The organism is Cupriavidus sp. H18C1, assembly GCF_049311595.1.
GTDB lineage: Bacteria > Pseudomonadota > Gammaproteobacteria > Burkholderiales > Burkholderiaceae > Cupriavidus > Cupriavidus cauae.
In genome coordinates this window covers 462,844-483,146 of sequence record NZ_CP186009.1, presented here as the reverse complement: position 1 = coordinate 483,146, position 20,303 = coordinate 462,844, and the positions used below count along the sequence as shown (strand labels likewise).

The 20,303-nt window shown below is 69.2% G+C and carries 16 protein-coding genes and 3 pseudogenes; 12 read left to right on the top strand and 7 right to left on the bottom strand.

Features of this window, described 5'->3' with window-relative positions; genetic code table 11:
* Positions 1-9 precede the first annotated feature (9 nt).
* From OJJOAM_RS18030 to OJJOAM_RS18020, 3 genes and pseudogenes are all read left to right on the top strand, one after another.
* Positions 10-765: a sulfite exporter TauE/SafE family protein gene (locus OJJOAM_RS18030; RefSeq protein ID WP_422650613.1), complete on the top strand. Its 756-nt coding sequence runs from the start codon at positions 10-12 to the stop codon at positions 763-765.
* A 255-nt stretch (positions 766-1,020) separates the two neighbouring features.
* Positions 1,021-1,578, top strand: a pseudogene (locus tag OJJOAM_RS18025) (PHB depolymerase family esterase); the annotation flags it as partial.
* Entirely contained in the window at positions 1,574-2,185 is a 612-nt protein-coding gene (locus tag OJJOAM_RS18020) for an alpha/beta hydrolase family esterase (RefSeq protein WP_422650612.1), read from the top strand. The pseudogene OJJOAM_RS18025 and the gene OJJOAM_RS18020, both read left to right, overlap by 5 nt.
* Before the next feature lie 11 nt (positions 2,186-2,196).
* On the opposite strand, the gene OJJOAM_RS18015 is transcribed toward OJJOAM_RS18020, so the two are convergent.
* Together OJJOAM_RS18015 and OJJOAM_RS18010 are read right to left on the bottom strand one after the other, a co-directional pair.
* Positions 2,197-2,505 carry a 2Fe-2S iron-sulfur cluster-binding protein gene (locus OJJOAM_RS18015; protein ID WP_422650955.1) on the bottom strand — a complete coding sequence of 103 codons (309 nt, stop codon included), beginning with the start codon at positions 2,503-2,505 and terminating at the stop codon, positions 2,197-2,199.
* A gap of 104 nt (positions 2,506-2,609) precedes the next feature.
* Positions 2,610-3,224 (bottom strand): IMPACT family protein, encoded by a 615-nt coding sequence (locus OJJOAM_RS18010; protein WP_422650611.1) that lies wholly within the window; start codon positions 3,222-3,224, stop codon positions 2,610-2,612.
* Positions 3,225-3,360: 136 nt separating this feature from the next.
* Between OJJOAM_RS18010 and OJJOAM_RS18005 the strand changes: the two genes are divergently transcribed.
* Positions 3,361-3,975: a DUF938 domain-containing protein gene (locus OJJOAM_RS18005; RefSeq protein WP_422650954.1), complete on the top strand. Its 615-nt coding sequence runs from the start codon at positions 3,361-3,363 to the stop codon at positions 3,973-3,975.
* A 203-nt stretch (positions 3,976-4,178) separates the two neighbouring features.
* On the opposite strand, the gene OJJOAM_RS18000 is transcribed toward OJJOAM_RS18005, so the two are convergent.
* A complete protein-coding gene (locus OJJOAM_RS18000; protein ID WP_422650953.1) occupies positions 4,179-4,916 on the bottom strand; it encodes a sulfite exporter TauE/SafE family protein in 738 nt (245 codons plus the stop codon).
* A 313-nt stretch (positions 4,917-5,229) separates the two neighbouring features.
* Here OJJOAM_RS18000 and OJJOAM_RS17995 point away from each other — a divergent pair, with 313 nt between their 5' ends.
* From OJJOAM_RS17995 to OJJOAM_RS17985, 3 genes are read left to right on the top strand one after another with little or no spacing between them, the layout of a single operon-like run.
* On the top strand, positions 5,230-6,663 hold the full coding sequence (locus tag OJJOAM_RS17995) for a TolC family protein (RefSeq protein WP_422650610.1): 1,434 nt from the start codon (positions 5,230-5,232) through the stop codon (positions 6,661-6,663).
* A gap of 34 nt (positions 6,664-6,697) precedes the next feature.
* Positions 6,698-7,879 carry an efflux RND transporter periplasmic adaptor subunit gene (locus tag OJJOAM_RS17990; protein WP_422650609.1) on the top strand — a complete coding sequence of 394 codons (1,182 nt, stop codon included), beginning with the start codon at positions 6,698-6,700 and terminating at the stop codon, positions 7,877-7,879.
* 13 nt (positions 7,880-7,892) lie between these two features.
* On the top strand, positions 7,893-11,033 hold the full coding sequence (locus OJJOAM_RS17985; RefSeq protein WP_422650608.1) for an efflux RND transporter permease subunit: 3,141 nt from the start codon (positions 7,893-7,895) through the stop codon (positions 11,031-11,033).
* Positions 11,034-11,096: 63 nt separating this feature from the next.
* On the opposite strand, the pseudogene OJJOAM_RS17980 reads toward OJJOAM_RS17985, so the two are convergent.
* Both OJJOAM_RS17980 and OJJOAM_RS17975 read right to left on the bottom strand, forming a co-directional pair.
* Positions 11,097-12,328, bottom strand: a pseudogene (locus OJJOAM_RS17980) (CaiB/BaiF CoA transferase family protein).
* 38 nt (positions 12,329-12,366) lie between these two features.
* Positions 12,367-13,269, bottom strand: a complete 903-nt coding sequence (locus OJJOAM_RS17975) for an enoyl-CoA hydratase/isomerase family protein (protein WP_422650607.1) — start codon at positions 13,267-13,269, stop codon at positions 12,367-12,369.
* A 52-nt stretch (positions 13,270-13,321) separates the two neighbouring features.
* On the opposite strand from OJJOAM_RS17975, the gene OJJOAM_RS17970 reads away from it, so the two are divergent.
* The 4 genes and pseudogenes from OJJOAM_RS17970 to OJJOAM_RS17955 all read left to right on the top strand — a co-directional run bounded on the left by OJJOAM_RS17970 (position 13,322) and on the right by OJJOAM_RS17955 (position 16,496).
* On the top strand, positions 13,322-14,173 hold the full coding sequence (locus OJJOAM_RS17970) for a GntR family transcriptional regulator (RefSeq protein WP_422650606.1): 852 nt from the start codon (positions 13,322-13,324) through the stop codon (positions 14,171-14,173).
* 293 nt (positions 14,174-14,466) lie between these two features.
* Positions 14,467-14,781 carry a hypothetical protein gene (locus OJJOAM_RS17965; RefSeq protein WP_422650605.1) on the top strand — a complete coding sequence of 105 codons (315 nt, stop codon included), beginning with the start codon at positions 14,467-14,469 and terminating at the stop codon, positions 14,779-14,781.
* A gap of 143 nt (positions 14,782-14,924) precedes the next feature.
* Positions 14,925-15,774, top strand: a pseudogene (gene hchA / locus OJJOAM_RS17960) (glyoxalase III HchA).
* Positions 15,774-16,496, top strand: coding sequence for a PA1136 family autoinducer-binding transcriptional regulator (locus OJJOAM_RS17955; protein ID WP_422650604.1), 723 nt, complete (start codon positions 15,774-15,776; stop codon positions 16,494-16,496). Before hchA ends, OJJOAM_RS17955 begins: the two are co-directional and overlap by 1 nt.
* A gap of 245 nt (positions 16,497-16,741) precedes the next feature.
* Here the strand turns inward: OJJOAM_RS17955 and OJJOAM_RS17950 are convergent, their stop codons facing one another.
* Entirely contained in the window at positions 16,742-17,182 is a 441-nt protein-coding gene (locus tag OJJOAM_RS17950; RefSeq protein WP_053824472.1) for an HU family DNA-binding protein, read from the bottom strand.
* Positions 17,183-17,399: 217 nt separating this feature from the next.
* A complete protein-coding gene (locus tag OJJOAM_RS17945; RefSeq protein ID WP_422650603.1) occupies positions 17,400-18,308 on the bottom strand; it encodes a DMT family transporter in 909 nt (302 codons plus the stop codon).
* Positions 18,309-18,648: 340 nt separating this feature from the next.
* On the opposite strand from OJJOAM_RS17945, the gene OJJOAM_RS17940 reads away from it, so the two are divergent.
* Complete coding sequence (locus tag OJJOAM_RS17940; protein WP_422650602.1) at positions 18,649-20,226, top strand: ATP-binding protein; 1,578 nt, start codon at positions 18,649-18,651, stop codon at positions 20,224-20,226.
* Positions 20,227-20,303 lie beyond the last annotated feature (77 nt).

Here is a 20,303-nt window from a genome sequence, read left to right as displayed (position 1 = left end):
GAACGCGGCATGGATGCTCACACGCTGGGCGCACAGGCGCTGTTCATCGGCCTGACCTTTCTGCTGGCGGGCTTCGTCAAGGGCGTGGTCGGACTCGGCCTTCCGACGGTCGCTGTCGGCCTGCTTGGGCTGGTGATGCCGCCGATGCAGGCCGCCGCGCTGCTGGTTGCGCCATCGATGGTGACCAACGTGGTCCAGCTGGCCGCCGGTCCGCGCTTCGGCGCGCTGGTGATGCGGCTCTGGCCGATGCTGCTCGGCATCGTCGCCGGCACGCTGGTGGCCGGTGCGCTGGCGCCGCCGTCGGCGATGCAGCAGGCCACCGCGGCGCTCGGCATCGCGCTGATCGCCTATGCGGCGGTCGGGCTGTCGTCGTGGCACCTGAACGTGCCGGCGGCGCACGAGCGCTGGCTGGCGCCGCTGATCGGCCTGGCCACCGGCGCGATCACCGCGGTGACCGGCGTGCTGGTGATTCCGGCGGTGCCCTATCTGCAGGGCCTCGGGCTGGCGCGTGAAGAACTGGTGCAGGCGCTCGGCCTGTCGTTCACCGTATCGACCGTGGCGCTGGCGATCAATCTGCTGATGCATGGCGTGCTGGCGCAGACGCCGGTATTGGGCGCCTCGCTGGCGACGCTGGTGCCCGCGCTGGCCGGCATGTGGCTGGGTCAGCGGCTGCGCAACCGGATCAGCGCGGCGCTGTTCCGGCGGCTGTTCTTTATTGGGCTGCTGTTGCTGGGAGCGGACCTGGCCTGGCGCGGCTGGCATTGAGGGCCGGTTTGCCCGGCACCGGCACAGTAATGGCATCCGCGTCGGCCACGGCCACCGCACCGGCAAGGGCAAGGGCGACGGCAACGGCAACGGCAACGGCAACGGCGACGGCAACGGCGACGGCAACGGCAACGGCGACGGCAACGGCAACGGTATAGGCGTCTGCAGCGCATCGGCATGCCGCGCTCCGGCTTGCCGCATAATGGCCTCGGTCCCGACCCGCGGACCGTAACGCGTAAAGCGCAAGGCTGACCGATGCCGACCCCACGCCGCCGCCGCACCGTCAATCCCTGGGCCAAGCTTGGCAAGACCGCTGCCCGCCAGATGCAGCAGATGCAGCGCGCGGTCGCGCGCTCGGTGACGAAGTCCGTCACGAAGACGGTGGCGCAGACCGTCGCGCATACCGTGGCGCAGTCGGTCGGCCATGCGGCCCAGCAGGGCCGGGAAGCGCGGCGCGTGCTGTCCGGTGTCACCTCGCCGGTGCCGGCGCCGACCAGCCGCGGCGGCCGATGGCAGGAGGGCGTCTGGGGCTTCGGTCCGCTGGCGCAGCGCCACTATCGATTGTTTATCCCGTCTGGCGTCGGCACGTCGCGGCCCGCGCCCTTGCTGGTGCTGCTGCATGGCTGCGGCCAGGATGCCGCCAGCTTCGCCGCCTGCACGCGCGTGGCCGCGCTGGCGCGGGCGCGCCGCTGCATCGTGCTGCTGCCCGAGCAGTCCTCGCGCGCCAATGCGCATCGATGCTGGAACTGGTTCCGCGGCGAGGCGCAGGCCGCGGCGGAGGCCGGCCTGCTGATGGGAATGATCGACCATGTCTGCCGCGCGCATCCGGTGCAGTCCGATCGCGTGCACCTGCTTGGACTCTCGGCCGGGGGGCGCGATGGCGCTGATGCTGGCGCTGCGCTACCCCGACCGCTTCGTCGCCGTCGGCTCGCACTCGGGCGCGGCCCCGCATCTCGCCCGCAACGCCACGCAGGCCGGCCGCGTCATGCGCGGCTCGCTGAACGGACATACGGCCGCGCAATTGCAGGCGCTGCGGCTGCAATTGCAGGGCAGGATGCCGCCGCCGCTGCTGTTGATTCATGGCGATGCTGATCGTGTGGTCGCCTACGACAACGCCATCGCCAGCGCGACGCTGTGGTTGTCGCTGTCGACCCCGGGCGCTTTGCCGGCCGCGGCGGCCCAGCCTTCGGTGCGCGTGCTGCGGCGGGGTGAGCGCCGTCCGGTCGCGGTGCATGACTGGCGCCGCGACGGCAGGCTCTATGTCCGCCTGGTACGGGTTGAAGGGCTGGGCCATGCGTGGAGCGGCGGCGCGGCCAGCCAGGCCTATGCCGATCCGGCGGGGCCCGATGCGCTGCGGATCGCGCTGGCGTTCTTTGCCGCGGTTGCGCCGGCGCCGGTGCGCAGGCGCGCGGTCGCCTGAGCGTCGCGGGCTTAGTCCTGCCGCCGCGCGCCCGGTGCGACGATCTCCAGATCGGATTGGGGGCAGGCGACGCAAGGCAGCAGATAGCCGTCTTCCTTTTCGTCGGCGCTCAGGCCCGGCCATTCGATCCGATAGCGGATGCTGCCGGACACCAGCCGGGACAGGCAGGCGCGGCACGTGCCGTTGCGGCAGGAGTGGGGCAGGCGAATGCCGGCGCGCAGCGCGGCTTCGAGAATGGATTGCCCAGGCTCCGCCGCGAACTCCAGCCCCGATGGGGCGATACGCACGCGCAGCGGTAATGCGCTGTCCGGTTCGCTCATTGGCTCGCCGATCGCCTCACTCATCTGCTCGTCCTTCGGCTCGCTCATCGGTTCGGCTACCACCTCGCCCTTCGGCTCGGTCATCGGCCCGCTCATCGCCTCGCTCATCGGCGTCCCTCGTGGTCCGGATCCACCCGCGGAAACTGTGCGCGGCCATGCGTGGCATCGCGCAGCGCTGCCTGGGCCGCGTCCAGTTCGGTGGCGGGCAGTCGTATCGACAACTGGACCGTCGCGCCATAGGCGCTGTCGGCCAACGTGTGGCCGGTCTGTTCGAGCCAGCGCCGCACCCGCGCCTCGTCGGCATAGTCCACCTCGACCGCCAGGCTCGCATACGCGATGCGCTCGACCCGTTCGGCGGTCTTCAGCGCGGCGGCGATCGCATCGGTATAGGCCCGCACCAGCCCGCCGGCGCCGAGCTTGATGCCGCCGTAGTAGCGCACCACCGCGGCCAGCACGCCATCGAGTTCATGATGGCGCAGCACCTCGAGAATCGGCCGCCCCGCGGTGCCCGACGGCTCGCCGTCGTCCGACATGCCGGACTGCCCGCCGGCCAGCAGCGCCCAGCAGACATGCGTCGCCGTCGGATGCTCGGCGCGCAGCGACTGCACGACGCACATCGCCTCGTCGCGATCGGCGACCGGCATGGCGACGGCGAGAAAGCGGCTCTTGCGGATATCGAGCTCGGCGTGAACGGGGGCGGAAAGGGTGTACGTGGGCAAGGGGCTACGGCGGGGAAATGGCAACGGCGGGGGCAGTGTATCGCAGTGGCGATTTGGGTCGACGGACGGGCGTTGCTGGTAGGCTGTCAACCTCGCCGTTCGAACCGGCCGCCCGACCGACCGATGCCCATGCTGCCTGAACACGTCCATCCCAACCACCGCCGCATCGCCCCCCGCCGCCGACCGCAATCGCGAGCCGATTCTCGAGGTGTTGCGTCGCGTATTGCCGGCGGCCGGTACGATCCTCGAGATTGCCAGCGGCACCGGCCAGCATGCCAGGCACTTCGCCGCCGCGAATCCGGCGTGGACTTGGCAGCCCAGCGATCCGGACGCTGCCGCGCGGCGGTCGATCGCGGCGTGGAAGGTGGAGGCGGGTTTGCCGAACCTGCGTGATCCGCTGGCGCTGGACGTGCTGCAGGCCGACTGGGGCATCGAGCAGGCCGATGCCGTCGTCTGCATCAACATGATCCATATCTCGCCGTGGCAGGCGGCGGAAGCGCTGTTCGCGGGCGCGGCGCGCTTGTTGCCCGTCGGCGGCGTGCTTTATCTGTATGGTCCCTATCGTCGCGACGGTCAGCACACGTCGCCGAGCAACGCGATCTTCGACGAGCAGCTGCGCGCGAGCGATGCCTCGTGGGGCGTGCGCGATATCGAGGCCGTGATCGCGCTGGGAGACAGCGTCGGCCTGCGCTTCGAGGAAGCGGTGCCGATGCCGGCCAACAACTTCAGCGTGGTGTTCAGAAAGAACTAGCCTGCGGCAAAAAGACCGTCCGCAGCGGCAAACGCCCCGGCCGCGCACCGGCACCAACACTGCCTCGGCCCCGCGCCAGCATTACCGCCGCCTCAGCCCCGCACCAGCATCACGCCCGCCTCAGCCGCGCGCGGGCATCACGCCGCGTCGCCGCGCGCCAGCATCACCAACCGCGTCGGCCGCGCGCCAGCATCAACACTGGCTCAACCCCGCACCAACATCACCACCGCGGTGGCGATCAGGCACAGCGAGAACCACGCCCGCAGATGGCGCTCGGGCATGCGGTGCGCCAGGGCCACGCCCCAGGAGATCGTCAGCATGCCGCCGAGCGACAGCGGGATGCCGCTGGCCCAGTCGACGTGGCGGGCCTGTGCATAGGTCGCCAGCGCGACCACCGCGCCGGGCGTGACCAGCGCCAGTGCCAGCCCTTGCGCCGCCGCCTGGCGGAAACCGAACAGGCCCACCAGTGCCGGCGCCGCGACCACGCCGCCGCCCACGCCGAAGAATCCCGACAACGCGCCGCCGACCACGCCCACGGCCGGAATCCAGCGCGACGACAGGCGGTCCTTCTGCACCGTGACCGCGCGGCCAGGCAACAGCCGCCACAGGAAATACACGGCCATGCCGATCATGAACAGCGCGAAGATCCGCCGCAGCAGCACCGCGTCCATCGCCGTCGCCAGCCGCGCGCCTACATAGGTCGCCAGCACCGCGGACAGGCCCAGCACCAGCGCGGTGCGCAGCGCGATGTCCGCGCGGCGGCGGTACTGCCAGAAGCCGATCAGCACATTGGGCGCGATCATCACCAGCGCGGTGCCCTGCGCCAGTTGCTGGTCCATGCCGTAGAGCAAGCCGAGCGCCGGGATCGCGATCAGCCCGCCGCCGATGCCGAAGAGCCCGCCGACTGCGCCGAGCGCACCGCCGAGAAGGAAGGTCAACAGCGCGGGGGAGCAGCGGAATATCGGGCATCGTCGATCGCGTGGAAGGGGGGCGGGCGCCACCGCGGCGGCCTCGCGCAAAAGTATCGATCATAAAACATGGAGACATCGCCCACACGCTGGACGTCAGGGCATTCCCGCGGAATCGCGCGCTGCAAGCTAATCGTCAAGATGTTGAAAGCCGATTGAAATCCCGTTTCGCTCCAATGCCGCCGGAGATCGTGCCGGGCCCATTGCCAAAGGGGCCGCACGGTCGCGTCGCGCCGGCCCTGCCGGCGCGCTTCGTGTCTGCGTTGCCTGAATCGAGCCTGTCATCGTGCAAGTCCGTCGTCATCGCTGTGCCCACCTCCGCCTGCTGCTGGCGTCGATCGCCGCCTCGCTGCTGCTCGGCGCGCCGGCCCGCTTCGCCGCCGCGGCGCCGCTGCCCGCCGCCGTCGCCCCGCAGCCTGACGGCGAATGCCGCGCGCCCGGCGCGGGCGCGACACTGACGCTGTCCGAGGCGCGCGCGCTGGCGCTGCGCTGCAATCCGGACCTGATCGCGGCACGCCGCGCCGTGCAGGCAGCCGAGGCCGATATCCAGATCGCCGGGCAGCGGCCGAACCCGGTGCTGAGCCTGGGCGTGGAGAACATCAACCCGCATGCCGGCGTCGGCGCCGGCAGCTGGCGCAACAAGACCGTCGATTCGACGGTGCGCATCGACCAGGTGATCGAGACCGCCAACAAGGCCGGCCTGCGCGTCAAGACCGCGCAGGCGTCCAGCGTGGCGGCGGGCCGGCAGGTGCAGGCGGCCACCGTGCAGCAGATCGCCGCGCTGGAGCAGGCTTACTTCGATGCCGCGGTCAGCCAGCAGCGCGTGGACGTGCTGACGCAGACGCTGGCGCTGTACGAGCGCACCGAGCAGGCCAACAGGACCCGCTACAAGGCCGGCGACCTGGCGCGCGCCGACGTGACTCGGCTCGAGCTCGATGCCTTGCGCGCCCGGGCGGACTGGCGCGAGGCGCGGGCCGATCATCAGCGCGACCTGGCCGAACTCGCGCAGCGCATCGGCATCCCGGGCACGCTGCAGGACGTCGCGCTGTCGCCGCAGTGGCCGGGCCTGGCCGAGCCGGTGCCGACGCTGGACGAACAGGCCTTGCAGGCGCGGCCCGATGTCGCCGTGGCGCAGGCGCGCCTGCAGGCCGCCGCGGCCGCGCGCGAACTGGCACGCGCCGGACGGGTGCCCGACGTGACTGTCGGCGCGCAAGCCGAGCGCTATCCGGCCTCGGCCACCAACCAGCAGGGCAGCGGCAACAGCTTCGGCGTGTTCGTCAGCATCCCGCTGTATCTGCGCCACAGCTATGGCGGCGAGGCGCAGCGCGCAGAGGTCGATTACTACGCGGCGCTCGACGAACGCAACCGCGTGCTGCTGGCCGCGGGCAACGAGGTCGGCCGGCTGCGCACGGCACTCGATGCCGCGCGCGAATCGCTGCGCCAGATCGACGAGGCCGTGCTGCCCGCGGCCGAGCGCGTCGCCGCCGATGCCGAGTTCGCCTTCGGCAAGGGCGCGATCGGCGTGCTCGAACTGCTCGATGCGCGCCGCGCGCTGCGGCAGACACGCCTCGATGCCGCGCAGGCGCGCGGCGCCTATGCCAAGGCGCTGTCCGCCTATCTGGCCGCCACGCGCACTGCGGAGGAACCGGCCGCCGCGGCTCCGGCCGGTGCTGCCGATCTGCCGTTGCAAGACGTCGCCCCCTACCTTTCCGTCCACTGACCGGACACGTTCCGGCTTTCCCATCTCCGTCGCCATGACCCTCCGTTCCCTGTTGACGATCGTCCTGCTTGGCACGCTGCTGAGCCTGACCGCATGCGGCCGGAAGGCCGAACCGGAGTCCGAGTCGCCGCGTGTCGAAGGCGCGGCCGTCGTCTTTCCCGATACGGTCAAGTCGCTGCCCGGCATCGCCGCCGAACCGGTGCGGCGCGGCGCGGAACGCGTGCTGACGCTGCCCGGCCGGCTGGTCTGGAACGAGGATCGCACCGTGCGCGTGATGAGCCCGTTCGCCGGCCGCGTCGCCGAGATCCTGGTGCAGCCCGGCACCACCGTCGCCGCGGGCCAGCCGCTGGTGCTGCTGTCCTCGCCCGACTTCGGCGCGGCGCAGGCCGATGCGCGCAAGGCCGCCGCCGATGCCGCGCTGGCGTCCAAGGGCCTGGCGCGGCAACGCGAGCTGTATGGCGCGGGCATCGTCGCGCAGAAGGACCTGGAGCAGGCCCAGGCCGAGGCCGCGCGCGCCAGTGCCGAACTGCAGCGTGCGCAGGCGGCGTTGCGGCAGGTCGGCGGCGAACTGGGCAAGCCGGGCGCGATCGGTGTGGGCGCCCCGGATCGCTTCGCACTGCGCGCGCCGATCGCCGGCCTGGTGGTCGAGCGCAACGTCAATCCGGGCATGCAGCTGCGGCCCGACCAGCCGCCGGCCGCGCCGCTGTTCCTGCTGACCGACCCCTCCGACCTGTGGGCACAGCTCGACGCGGCCGAGGCCGATCTGGCGCTGTTCCGCCCCGGCGGCAGCGTGACGCTGACGTCGACCGCCTATCCGGGCGAGTCATTCCCGGCCAAGGTGGTCAAGATCGCCGACTACGTCGATCCGGCCGCGCGCAGCATCAAGGTGCGCCTGTCGGTGCCGAACCCGGAGCGCCGGTTGAAGGCGGAGATGTTCGTCACCGCGCGCATCGAGGCCGCCGGCTTCGACGGCATCGCCGTGCCGGCGCGGGCGGTCTTCCTGGCCGACAACCATCACTATGTGTTCGTGCGCGTCGACGCGCATCGCTTCGAGCGCCGCGAGGTCAAGGTCGGTGCGAGCCTGCCGGGCGTGACCGAGGTGGTGGCCGGGCTGGAGCCGGGCATGCAGGTGGTGACCGACGGCAATCTCTATCTGCAGGACATCCTGCGCGATGCGAGCGCGACGCAGGCCGCGCTGCGCCAACAAGCTCGATGAGGCCGGAAGCGTCATGATCTCGCGCATCGTCCATTTCGCGCTGCACCAGAAGCTGTTCGTCTGGATGGGGCTGGCGCTGTTCGTCGCCGCCGGCCTGGCCGCCTTCAAGAACCTGCCGATCGAGGCCTTTCCCGATGTCTCGGACGTGCAGGTCAACGTGATCACGCTGTATCCCGGCCGCGCGGCGGAGGAGGTCGAGCGCCAGGTCACGATTCCGATCGAGACCGCGCTGGCCGGCACGCCCAATTCGGTGCGGGTGTTCTCGCACACGCAGTTCGGCCTGTCCTACCTGATGGTGACCTTCAACGACAAGGCCACCGACGTCACCGCGCGCCAGCAGGTGATCGAGCGCCTGCGCGGCGTCGATCTGCCCGACGGGGTGCAGCCGGACCTGGCACCGCTGTCGACCGCGATCGGCGAGATCTACCGCTTCCGCCTGAAGGGCAAGGGCCACACGCCGCAGGAGCTGCGCACGCTGCAGGACTGGGTGGTCGAGAAGAACCTGCGCCAGGTACCGGGCGTCGCGGACCTGGTGACCATCGGCGGCACCATCAAGCAGTACGAGGTCAACCCGAATCTGGCCCGCATGCGCGACGCGCATATTTCGCTGGCGCAGCTGTTCGAGGCCCTGCAGCGCGGCAACTCGAACGCCGGCGGCGGCGCGGTCGCGCAGGGGCGGCAGCAGTATCTGCTGCGCTCGCTCGGCAGCTTCCGCAGCTCGGCCGATATCGCGAACGTGGTGGTGTCCGAGGTCAACGGCACGCCGATCCTGGTCAAGGACATCGCCGAGGTGCGCGTCGGCGCCGCGCCGCGGCAGGGCCTGATGGCGCAGGACGACGAGGAGGACATCGTCTCGGGCATCGTGGTGATGCGCAAGGGCGAGAACCCGTCGGAGGTGCTGACCGCGCTGAAGGCCAAGATCGCGCAGCTCAACGAGCAGATCCTGCCGCGCGGCGTCGAGATCGTGCCGTACTACGACCGCGCCGACCTGATCGACAAGACGCTGCACACGGTGTTCGGCAACCTGGTCGAGGGCGCGCTGCTGGTGATGGCGGTGCTGTACCTGTTCCTGGCCAACGTGCGGGCCGCCGCCATCGTCGCGCTGGTGATCCCGCTGGCGCTGCTGTCGACGTTCATCGGCCTGACCTGGGTCGGCATTCCGGCCAACCTGCTGTCGCTCGGAGCGATGGACTTCGGCATCATCGTCGACGGCGCGGTGATCGTAGTCGAGAACATCTTCAAGCGGCTGGGCGAGCTGAAGGAGCAGAAGATCCGCGACAGCCGCGCACGGCTGCAGGCGATCGCGCGCGCGACGACCGAGGTCGGCCGGCCGACGGTGTTCTCGATGGTGATCATCATCGCCGCGCACCTGCCGATCTTCACGCTGCAGCGGCACGAAGGAAAGATCTTCGCGCCGATGGCGTACACGGTCACGGGCGCGCTGGTGGGCTCGCTGATCGTGTCGCTGACGCTGGTGCCGCTGCTGTGCTACCTGCTGCTGAAGAAGGACATCGCCCATCACGACAACGCGGTGGTGCGGCTGTGCAAGCGCGCCTATGCGCCGATGCTGGCGTGGGCGCTGGACCACAAGCGCGCCGTGGTGGCAAGCGCGGTGGCGCTGCTGGTCGTCACCGCCGGCGTCGGCAAGCTGCTGGGCAGCGAATTCCTGCCCGAGCTCGACGAGGGCGCGATGTGGGTCAGCTTCGACCTGCCGGCCTCGGTGTCGACCGACGAGGCACGCGAGCAGGCCGCGCGGCTGCGGCGCACGATCCGGCAAACGCCGGAGGTCAAGTCGACCATCTCCAAGGTCGGCCGTCCCGACGACGGCACCGACCCGAAGCTGATCAATACGGTGGAGATCCTGGTCGACCTGAAGCCGGAAGCGGAGTGGCGCCGCGGCTTCGACAAACGCCGCATCATCGGCGAGATCAACGCCAACCTGCGCAAGCTGCCGGGCATCGAACCCAACTTCTCGCAGCCGGTGCGCGACAACATCCTCGAGAGCATCTCGCAGATCAAGGGCCAGATCGTCATCAAGGTGCAGAGCGACAGCCTCGAGCAGAACAAGCGCGTCGCCGACCAGATCCTCGCCAACGTGCAGACCGTGCCGGGCGTGATGCGCGCCTTCATCGATCGCGACGGCGAGCTGCCGCAGTATGTGCTCGACTTCGACCGCGCCCAGGCCGCGCGCTACGGCATCAACGTGGCCGACGTGCAGGACCTGATGGAGACCGCGCTGGCGGGCAAGGCCGCCACCGAGCTGTGGGAAGGCGAGCGGCACTTCAGCGTGGTGGTGCGGCTGGCGCCCGGCGAACGTGAGCTGCCGAACCTGCCGAACATCCTGATGCAGACCGCCGAGGGCGCCCAGGTGCCGCTGTCGCAGCTGGTGCATTTCCATGCGGCCTCCGGCGCGATGAATATCAGCCGCGAGAACGGCCAGCGCACCACGTCGATCGGCGTCTTCATTCACGACCGCGACATGGGCAGCGTGGTCAAGGACATGCAGGCGCTGGTGGCGAAGAACGTGCGTGCCGACGACGTCAAGATCGGCTGGTCCGGCGAGTTCGAGAACCAGCAGCGCGCGATGGCGCGGCTGTCGATCGTCGTGCCGTTGTCGGTGCTGGTGATCTTCCTGCTGCTGTTCCAGGCGTTCAAGTCGTTCAAGAGCGCGACGCTGATCCTGTCGAACATCCCGTTCGCGCTGGTGGGCGGCGTGTTCGCGCTGTTCCTGACCGGCATTCCGCTGTCGGTGTCGGCGGCGATCGGGTTTATCGCGCTGTTCGGCCAGGCCGTGCTCAATGGGGTGGTGATGGTGACCTACTTCAACCAGCTACGCGAGCAGGGGCTGCCGCTGCGCGAGGCAGTGCTGGCCGGATCGATGGATCGCCTGCGGACCGTGCTGATGACCGCGCTGCTGGCGATGCTCGGCCTGTTCCCGATGGCGGTCTCGCGCGCGATCGGCTCGGAGACGCAGCGCCCGCTGGCGATCGTGATCATCGGCGGGCTGATCACCGCCACCGTGCTGACGCTGATCGTGCTGCCGACGCTGTACGAATGGATGGTCAGCCGCAGCTGGCCGGATGAGGCGGCGGAGGAAGATGAGGTTGCGGCGGGGGCAGCAGGGGTGCGACGGGACGACGAGGCGGTGGTTTGATTGTCGCCTTTCTACCGCCTGCGCCGCCGGAGGGAAAGGGGCGGGGGACGGCAACGGCGTTCGCTATCCCTCCGCCGCCGTCACGTCCCACACGACGCCAGCCCGCAGCATCCGCGCAATCTCGGCCTCTCCATACCCGCACTCGGCCAGCAGCGCCCGCGTGTCCTCGCCCAGCCGCGGCGGCGGCCGCCGGTATTGCGCGGGCGTCTCCGACAGCTTGATCGGCAGGCCGATGCTCTTGACCGGCCCGGCCTCGGGATGCTGCTGCTCGACCACCATCTCGCGCGCGAGCGTTTGCGGATGCGACAGCGCCTCGCCGATCGAATGCACCGGCCCGGCCGGCACGCCCGCCGCGTCGAACGCCGCCAGCCATTCGGCCGAGGGCTTGGTGCGCAGGATCTCCGCCATGGCCGGCAGCAGCGTGTCGCGGTGGCGCATGCGGTCCGAGTTCAGCCGATAGCGCGGATCGGTCAGCCATTCGGGCCGGCCCAGCACCTGCGCGATCCGCTCCCAGTTCTTCTCGTTGGCGCCGCCGACGATGATGTGCCGTCCTGCGTCGGAAAGGCCTGGTACGGGGTCGCCAGCACATGCGCCGAGCCGCTCGGCCCCGGCGATTCGCCGGTGGCGAAATGGATCGCCGCATGCCAGTACAGCTGCTGCAGGCCGGCCTCGATCAGCGACGTCTCGACGATCTGGCCGCGCCCGGTCTTCTGCTTGTGCTGGTACGCCGCCAGGATGCCGACCGCGGCCAGGATGCCGGCATTGATGTCGGCGATCGAATTGCCGGTGCGCAGCGGCGGCCCGCCTTCCTCGCCGGTGATGCTCATCAGCCCGGTATAGCCCTGCGCGATCAGGTCGAAGCCGCCCTTGTCGGCGGCCGGGCCGGTGCGGCCATAGCCGGAGATCGCGCAATAGATCAGGCCGGGATTGATTTCCGACAGCACGTCGTAACCGAGCCCCAGCTTTTCCAGCGTGCCCTTGCGGAAGTTCTCGATCAGCACGTCGGCGTCGCGCACCATCCGCAGCAGCACCTCCTTGCCTTCGGGCGTCTTCAGATCCAGGGCGATCGCGCGCTTGTTGCGGTTCAGCATCAGGAAGGGCGCCGACACGCCGTTGATGCGCGGATCGCGATAGCCGCGCGCATCGTCGCCGCCGTCGGTCTTCTCGATCTTGATCACGTCGGCGCCGAGGTCGGCCAGCATCATGCCGCAGGTCGGGCCGGCCATGATCTGCGCCAGCTCGAGCACGCGCATGCCGGCGAGGGCGCCGGCCCGGGGAGAACGTTCGGATTGCATGGGGGGAAGCCATCGCTGTCCTTCGAGGTGGAGGCCGCTCAGCGGCCGTGAAACTCGGGCGTCTGCTTGGCGAGGAAGGCGCGATAGCCGGTGCGGAAGTCCTCGGTGTCGAAGCAGTCGAAGGCCTCGTCGCGCTCGCGCTCGCTCAGCGGCGTGCCGGCCGCCAGCTGGCGCGCGAACTTCTTGTGCCAGCGCGCGACCAGCGGGGCGCCGCTGGCGATGCGCTGCGCGGTCGCGGCCGCTTCGGCGGCGACCTGGTCGTCGGGCACCACCCGCGACACCAAGCCCATGCCATGGGCCTCATCCGCGCCGACGATCCGGCCTTCGAACAGCAGCTCCAGCGTGCGCGACTCGCCGATCAGCCGGATCAGCGGGGCCATTTCCGCATGGGCCATCACCAGCCCGAGATTCTTGATCGGCGCGCCGAAACGGCTGCCCTGGCCGCAGATGCGGATGTCGGCCATCGCCGCGATCTCCAGCCCGCCCCCGACGCAGATGCCGTGGATCTGCGCGACCACCGGGTGGCGGCAGTCCTGCAGCGCCTCCGCGGTGGCGTGCATCACCTTGCCGTAGGCGGTGGCCTGCGCCTTGTTCGAGCGCGCCTGCGCGAACTCGCCGATGTCGTTGCCAGGCGAGAACGCCCGCTCGCCGGCGCCGCGCACGATCACGCAGCGCACGCCGTCGTCGGCGGAGAGGGCGCGGAAGGCGTCGCCCAGCTGCTGCCACATCGACAGCGTCATCGCGTTGAGCTTGGCGGGGCGGTTCAGCACGACGGTGGCGATGGCGCCGTCGCGGATCGTCAGCACGGGGGTGTCGTCGCTGCCGTCATGGCGGTGGTCGGCTCGGGGATCGGATCCGGAAGCGGCGGCCGCAGCGGGTCCGGCGGCGGGTTTGGAATCAGGTCCGGCATCGGGAGAAGCGGAGGCGGGCATCACGGTCATCGAGGGCGCTCCTGGCGGGGTTGGCGACACGGTGTCTTGCCGTATCGTTGATTTGGTATACCATATCCCAAATCAATGCCGCTCACCAAGGAAGCATCGCCCATGGTTTACCCCCGAAGACGCGCCGGCAACGCTGGCGCCGGACCTGCCGCAGGCGCGCAGCGGCGGCGAGCGCGGCCGCCGCACCGGTCCCGCCACCGCGGCGGCCGGGCTGCCGGCGGACGGCGACGACCCGCTGGCGATCGCGCATCCGACGCTGGCCGCGGTGGTGGCCGAACGGCTGCGGCAACTGATCATCGACGGCACGCTGGTGCCCGGGGTGTGGCTCAACGAGCGCGATCTGTGCGAACGGCTGCGCGTCTCGCGTACGCCGCTGCGCGAGGCCTACCGCATCCTCGCCGCCGATGGCCTCGTGATGCTGCTGCCCAAGCGCGGCGCGCAGGTGATCGCGATGTCCGAACGCGACGTCGCCGACGTGTTCGATGTGCTGGCCGTGCTGGAAGGACTGACCGGACGGCTCGCCGCGGAGAAGGCCAGCGAAGAGGAGCTGGCGCAGATCGCCCGGCTGCATCGCGCGATGCTCGACGCCTATGCCGCGCGCGATCTGCATGCCTACTACGAGGCCAGCATGGGCACCCATCTGGCGATCAGCGCGGCCGCCCATAACCCGACGCTGGCCGACACCCATCGCCGCCTCAATCTGCGCGTGCAGAACCTGCGCTTCCGCTCGAACCAGAACCGCGACGAATGGGCCCACGGCGTCGAAGACCACCAGCGCTTCGTCACCGCCTTGCTGGCGCGCGACGGCGCCACGGTGGAGACGCTGATGCGCGAGCACGCGCTGCAGAAGAAGGCGCTCGCGATGCGCGAGGCCCGCGCGCGCGAGGGCGTCGCGGCGCGGTAGTCGCGGCGATAGTCGCAAGCAGTTATTTCGGCTGTAACGCCGCATTACGCGGCGAATACGGCTGGATGGGCGGCCGCACGGGCCGCCGCAGGGCGGGAAGCCCGCTGCAAAGGCCGCTATCCCCGCGCCGACAAGGGCATGGCCCTTCGCCGCGGGTGTTCCCGCGCCGCTCTCCATGGCGTCGAGCTTGTGAGACCGCCTTACAACTGCATCCGTCCGAGACCCCGACGCATCGCTACAGTCGAGCCATGTTCAACGCGCCGCCAAGCCGGGCAGCGCAACAGGAGAAAAACATGACTCGCCAATGGTTGATCGCACTCGGAACCCTGGCCGCCGGCGCCCTGTTCGGGCTGGTGTCGCCGGCCCAGGCGCACTCGGACCGCCACGATCATCGGCATGGCTACCATCGGCACGAGCACTACCGTCCGGCCCCGCCGCATGTGCGGCGCCACCACTACCGCCATGACCATTACCATCGCTACCACGCCCGTCCGCACCATGGCCACGGCCACTACGTGTCGCGCCCGGGACACCGCTACGTGCCGGAGCGCTGGGTCCGGGACTCGCACGGGCATGTCGTGCGGCGTCCGGGGTATTGGACGCGCTGAGCAGCGGGACGGCGGTCTTGCGACCGCTGCCAGGAAAATGCCGGCCGGTTTGGCCGGCATTTCGTTGACGGAAATCCCCTCATTGCACCAAGCCACTGGCCACGGCATCCTCGGACTCTCCACGACCACCGATGAGGCCCGATATGTCCGATCAACATGCTTCCGACAAGCAACCGCAACCTGATCCGGCGGAGAAGAATGCTTTCTTTCCCTCAAGCTACTCGCTGAGTCAGTTCACTTCGCCAAAGTCCGATTTGAGCGGAGCCGACTATCCAGACCCGTATAAGGGAAAGAAAAAGATCCTGATGATCGGGGCTGACGAGCGCTATCTTCTGACCGACAACGGCACTTTCTTCTCGACCGGCAACCACCCCGTGGAGACGCTGCTGCCGATGTATCACCTCGACAAGGCTGGCTTTGCCTTCGACGTAGCGACCGTATCCGGCAATCCTGTCAAATTCGAATACTGGGCGATGCCTTCCGAAGACGAGGAGGTGAAGGACTTCTTCGACAAATATCATTCGCAATTCAAGCAGCCGTTGACCTTGTCGAAGGCCATCGCGCAAGGTCTCGACGACTATGCCGCCATCTTTATCCCGGGTGGCCACGGCGCGCTGATCGGCATTCCCAAGAGCAAGGATGTCGGCGCGGTGCTGGAGTGGGCGGCGGCCAACGACAGGTTCGTCATCTCCCTGTGCCACGGCCCCGCGGCCTTTCTCGCGGTAGGCGACAGCGACATCTATCGCGGGTACAAGATTTGTGCCTTCCCCGATACGCTCGACGCCCAGACCCCCCGATATCGGCTATATGCCGGGCCATCTGACCTGGAAATTCGGCGAAAGGCTCAAGGCTCTCGGCTTTGAAATCATCAACGACAACATCTCGGGTGCAGTGCACCGGGATCGCAAGCTGATCACCGGAGACAGCCCGCTGGCCGGCAACGCCCTCGGCAAGCTCGCGGCGCAGACCCTGCTCCGGGAAGTCACGGCCTGATGACGACTGCAGTCGCAGTGGAGGCGGCATTCCGGACCGCCCTCGCCATCGAGGGCGCCAGGACCCTTGCCACGATCCAGAACGAAGTTCGGGCGTTCAGTGCCCCGCTTCGGTACGACCGCTTCGTGCTGTTCTCCGCTACGGCTGCGCGGGACGATGCGGTCCAGAGCATCTATTGGATCGAAGGCGATTGGTTCGGTACGGGCGAACCGGTCGACGCGGAGACTTATATCCGGCGCTGTCCGGTGACGCGCCACATTCTGGAAGCCCACGAGCCGTTCTTCTGGACCAAGACGACAGGACAGGAAGGCGAGTTCTACCGGATCGTCCGCATTCCACAGGGCCACGGGATTCACGGGCTGCAGGTTCCCGTGTTCGGGCCGTTTGGACTGGAAGGCGCACTGAGCCTGGGCGGGGAGCGTATCGATGCGTCTCCACAGGCCCGGTTGGCGCTGAGACTCATTGCCGAAGCGGCGTTTTTTGCAGCACGCAAGCTGCTGGAGTTGCCCCCGGGTAATCAGACCGGAGCACTTTCGGACCGAGAGCGCGAGATACTCGCCTGGACGGCGGCGGGCAGGCGACAGACCGATATCGCCGCGACCCTCGGACTCTCCGAGCGCACAGTAGAAAACCATCTGCGTCGCATACGCAAGCGCCTGGGTGTCGCAACGACAGCGCAGGCGATTCGGGTGGCGATCCGCAACGGCGAGATTGCCGCCTGACGGCATCCCTCGGGAAAACGACAATGTCGTGCGACCTGGTCCACGGAAGATCAAGCGCCGGCTGGCGCCGCTCGCCCCCGTTTGTCCGGCACTCGAGCATGAACGCGCTGCGACCCACCGGCGCCATCCTGAATGGGAAGCCGGCAACGAGGGTGCCCTGAAACAAAAAACCCTCGCCTCAACGAGGCGAGGGTCTTGCATGCCGGCGCGGGAGTCGCGCCGGCGCAGCGGCAAACGCGGGCCGATTACAGCGCCGCGTCCTTCAGCTTCTTCAGCGCGCGGACCTTGACCTTGACCGACGCCGGCTTGGCAGCGAACCACTGCTCCTGGCCGGTGAACGGGTTCTTGCCGAAACGCTTCTTGGTGGCGGGCACTTGCACGGCGGTGACCTTCAGCAGGCCGGGCAGCGTGAATTCGCCCGCGCCCTTCTTGTTCAGCGCGCCGATCATGGTGCTTTCCAGCTGGGCCAGCACGGTCTTGACCGTCTTCGGATCGAGTTCTGTCTGTGCGACCAGGTGCGACACCAGGCTCGACTTGTTGAAGGTGTCCTTCAGCGGCTTGGGCGTCGGCGCTGCCGGCGCTGCCTTCTTGGCGGCCTTCACCGGAGCGGCGGCCTTCTTGGCGGGCGCCTTGGCGGCGGTCTTGGTTGCTGCAGTCTTCGCGGTCGGTTTAGCTTTGGTGGCCATATCGATGTCGTGAACAGGTTCAATGTTGGAGCGCAGTACCGTCGGAAGCCGCCGGGCAGCGCCGCGCACAGAATAGCAAAACGGGCGATCGGTGCCTATTTTCAAGGGGTTTTCGGCGCGATTTGGCGGTCGGGCCGTGCAATGTGTCGCGCGGATGCCACCATCTTCGCGATCGCCGCTGTCGCGATGCCCTGCGCGCTGCGATCCGGTGCGCCGATCAGCGGCGTTGCGCGACCCAGATCCCGGCCACGATCGCGGCCAGTCCGACGCCGTGATACCAGTTCGGCCACTCGCCGAGCAGCAGCGTGGAGAGGATCGCGGCGAAGGCCGGCGTCAGCGTGACGAAGAACACCGGCAGCTGCGCGCCGGCACGCGCCACCGCGCGATCCCAGGCGAAATACGCCAGCAGCGAGGGCACCGTGGCGACATAGGCGAGGATGCCCACCGTCTTCGTGCTCCAGACGATGGCCTGGCCGTCGATGCCCAGTTCCCAGGCGACGAAGGGCACGCTGACCACCACGCCGGCGACGATCTGGGCGTACAGCAGCACGATCAGCGGCAGCGCCGGCCGCTGCTTGCGCAGCAGCCACGTATAGCCGCTCCAGGCCAGCGTGGCCGCCAGCATGAACAGGTCGCCCGGCACGAAGTCGAGCTGCGCGAGCCGGCCCAGTTCGCCGCGCACCAGCACGAAGGTCACGCCGACCAGGCACAGCAGCGCGCCGGCGATATGGCTGCGCGTGGCGGGCTCGCGAAAGAAGCTCACGCCGACCGCCAGCAGGAACAGCGGCATCGAGGCGCCGATCAGCGTCACGTTGATCGGCGTCGAGGTGGTCAGCGCCAGATATTGCAGCGCGTTATAGCTGGCGATCGACAGCACGCCGAGCGCGAGGATCAGGCCCGCATGGCGCCGCAACGCGGGGGCGTGCTCACGCACGCCGTTCCATGCCAGCGGCGTCAGCAGCAGGCCGGCCAGCAGCCAGCGCAGGAAGTTCAGCGTGATCGGCGGCACGGCGCCGGCCGCCAGATGGCCGACGATCGCATTGCCGGCCCAGCTCAGCGGCGGGAAGGCGAGCAGGAAGAGGGTCAGCCAGCCGGCGTGCGAGCCGGCGATCGGAGAGGAGGACATGCGGTCGGAAGGCGCGCAGGTAGGGGCGTCGATGTCGGCGACGCGGGCCCGAAGCAGTGGTACCGCCTCGGGGCAGCGTCGCCAATGGCCCTTGCCGCGGACGCGGCGGCGTAGCAAGTGGAGCGCGCATTATGCCGCCTGCGGCGGATCCGGATGCGCGCGGCCCCGGTCTTTCTGGGGGGGATTGCGGCTCGCAACCCTACCGGCGTGCTACCCCCGATCGGGGATGGCGTATTCAACCCCGGTTACCGCAGAGTGCAACCGAAATCAGTACGGCGGCGCAGCGTTAGGGCATACCATGTCCGCTTTCCGCCGGTCTGGCAGCTCAAACGGTCACGCCATGTACGCCATCCTGCCCGCCTTCGTCTCGTCGATCTTTCTCGGTTACGGCCTCTACGTGCTGGTGACGAAGGGCGTCACGCGCCTGACCACGACCTTCTTCCTGATGTGCGCGACCACGTTCGCGTGGCAGGGCACCTGGGCCTTCCTGTTCCAGACCATGCATCCCGATGTGGCGCTGCTGCTTGCCAAGGTCGGCTATCTGTTCATCCTGTTCCTGCCGACCACCTTCTATCACTTCATGACCGAGGTGACCGAGCGCCGCGGCGAGCGGCCATGGCTGCTGGTGTCGTACGGCATGTCGCTGCTGCTGGCAGTGGTGTTGCTGACGTCGGACCGCCTGGTTTCCGACTACTACCTCTACAGCTTCGGCAATTACCCGCGCGCGGGCGCCCTCCATCCGATCCATGTCGGGCAGACCGTGCTGCTGGCGCTGCGCAGCGGCTGGCTGCTGCTCGACGCGCGCCGCAGCGCGGTGGGCGAGAAGCGCCAACGCCTGACGCTGTGCCTGTGGAGCCTGGGCCTGTATTCGCTGGCGGCGATCGACTATGCGGTCAATTACGGCCACGACTTCTATCCGCCCGGCGTGGTCTTCATCGCCGTCAGCCTGGGGCTGATCGCGCTGTCGATCGTGCGCTACGACCTGATGCATCCGTACTCGCTGGCCGCCACGGTCGCCCACGAGGTGCGCACGCCGCTGGCGACGATCCGCATGCAGACGCAGGAGCTGGCGGTGGCCTGGCCCACGGTGCTGGACGGCTACCGCCGCGCCGTCGAGCACGGCCTGATCGAGGACCGGCTGCGCCCGGGCCAGCTCGAGCGGCTGCCCACGCTGCTGGCCGCGATCCGCGGCGAGGTCGATGGCACGCAGGCGGTGATCGAGATGGCGCTGGCCTCGATCACGCTGGAGCGGCTCGACCGCGGCAGCTTCGTGCCGCACGGCGTGGCGCAATGCGTCGATTCCGCGCTGGAGCGCTACCCGTTCCGCGCCGGCGAACGCGAACGGGTCTCCGTGCACGCGATACCGGCGGGCTGGCGCTTCCGCGGTTCCGACACGCTGCTGGTCTACGTGCTGTTCAATCTGCTGAAGAACGCGCTGCAGGCCATGCGCGCGCACCAGGGCGCGAACCCGGCCGCGAACCCGGCCGCCAGTGCGGACGGCGGCCGCATCGAGATCTCGGCGCGCGAGTCGGGCGGCTTCTATCAGCTGCGCGTGCGCGATACCGGGCCGGGCATTCCGGCGGACGTGCTGCCGCGCATCTTCGATCCCTTCTTCTCCACCAAGCCGCACGGCAGCGGTGCCGGCATGGGCCTGGCCTTCTGCCGGCGCGTGATGGAGGCCTTCGGCGGCCGCATCGAGTGCGAATCGGCGCCCGGCCGGCATACCGTCTTCACGTTGCATCTTCCCGTCGCGCTGATGGCCGAACCGCCGGCCCCGGCGAACGCGGCCACGTCGATGGGCCCGCTGGGTCCACTGGAAACGCTGGAGCGGATCGAGCGGATCGAGCGGATCGAGCGGATCGAGCCGATGCAGTCGATCCAGCCGATCCAGCCGCTGGGCCACGGCACGGCCGCCTGACGCGGCGGCCGTGCCCGGACCGGCTCACATTGCCGGCCCGGCTGGCACTGGTTGGCGCTAGTTTGGCGCTGGCGGGC

Bases quoted from the DNA above. Each gene is read 5' to 3' on its own strand.
- OJJOAM_RS17955 (WP_422650604.1), top strand. From the start codon at position 15,774: ATGACGACTGCAGTCGCAGTGGAGGCGGCATTCCGGACCGCCCTCGCC.
- OJJOAM_RS17950 (WP_053824472.1), bottom strand. From the start codon at position 17,182: ATGGCCACCAAAGCTAAACCGACCGCGAAGACTGCAGCAACCAAGACC.
- OJJOAM_RS17940 (WP_422650602.1), top strand. From the start codon at position 18,649: ATGTACGCCATCCTGCCCGCCTTCGTCTCGTCGATCTTTCTCGGTTAC.
- OJJOAM_RS18020 (WP_422650612.1), top strand. From the start codon at position 1,574: ATGTCTGCCGCGCGCATCCGGTGCAGTCCGATCGCGTGCACCTGCTTG.
- OJJOAM_RS17965 (WP_422650605.1), top strand. From the start codon at position 14,467: ATGACTCGCCAATGGTTGATCGCACTCGGAACCCTGGCCGCCGGCGCC.
- OJJOAM_RS17945 (WP_422650603.1), bottom strand. From the start codon at position 18,308: ATGTCCTCCTCTCCGATCGCCGGCTCGCACGCCGGCTGGCTGACCCTC.
- OJJOAM_RS18015 (WP_422650955.1), bottom strand. From the start codon at position 2,505: ATGAGCGAACCGGACAGCGCATTACCGCTGCGCGTGCGTATCGCCCCA.
- OJJOAM_RS17990 (WP_422650609.1), top strand. From the start codon at position 6,698: ATGACCCTCCGTTCCCTGTTGACGATCGTCCTGCTTGGCACGCTGCTG.
- OJJOAM_RS17975 (WP_422650607.1), bottom strand. From the start codon at position 13,269: ATGACCGTGATGCCCGCCTCCGCTTCTCCCGATGCCGGACCTGATTCC.
- OJJOAM_RS18030 (WP_422650613.1), top strand. From the start codon at position 10: ATGGATGCTCACACGCTGGGCGCACAGGCGCTGTTCATCGGCCTGACC.
- OJJOAM_RS17985 (WP_422650608.1), top strand. From the start codon at position 7,893: ATGATCTCGCGCATCGTCCATTTCGCGCTGCACCAGAAGCTGTTCGTC.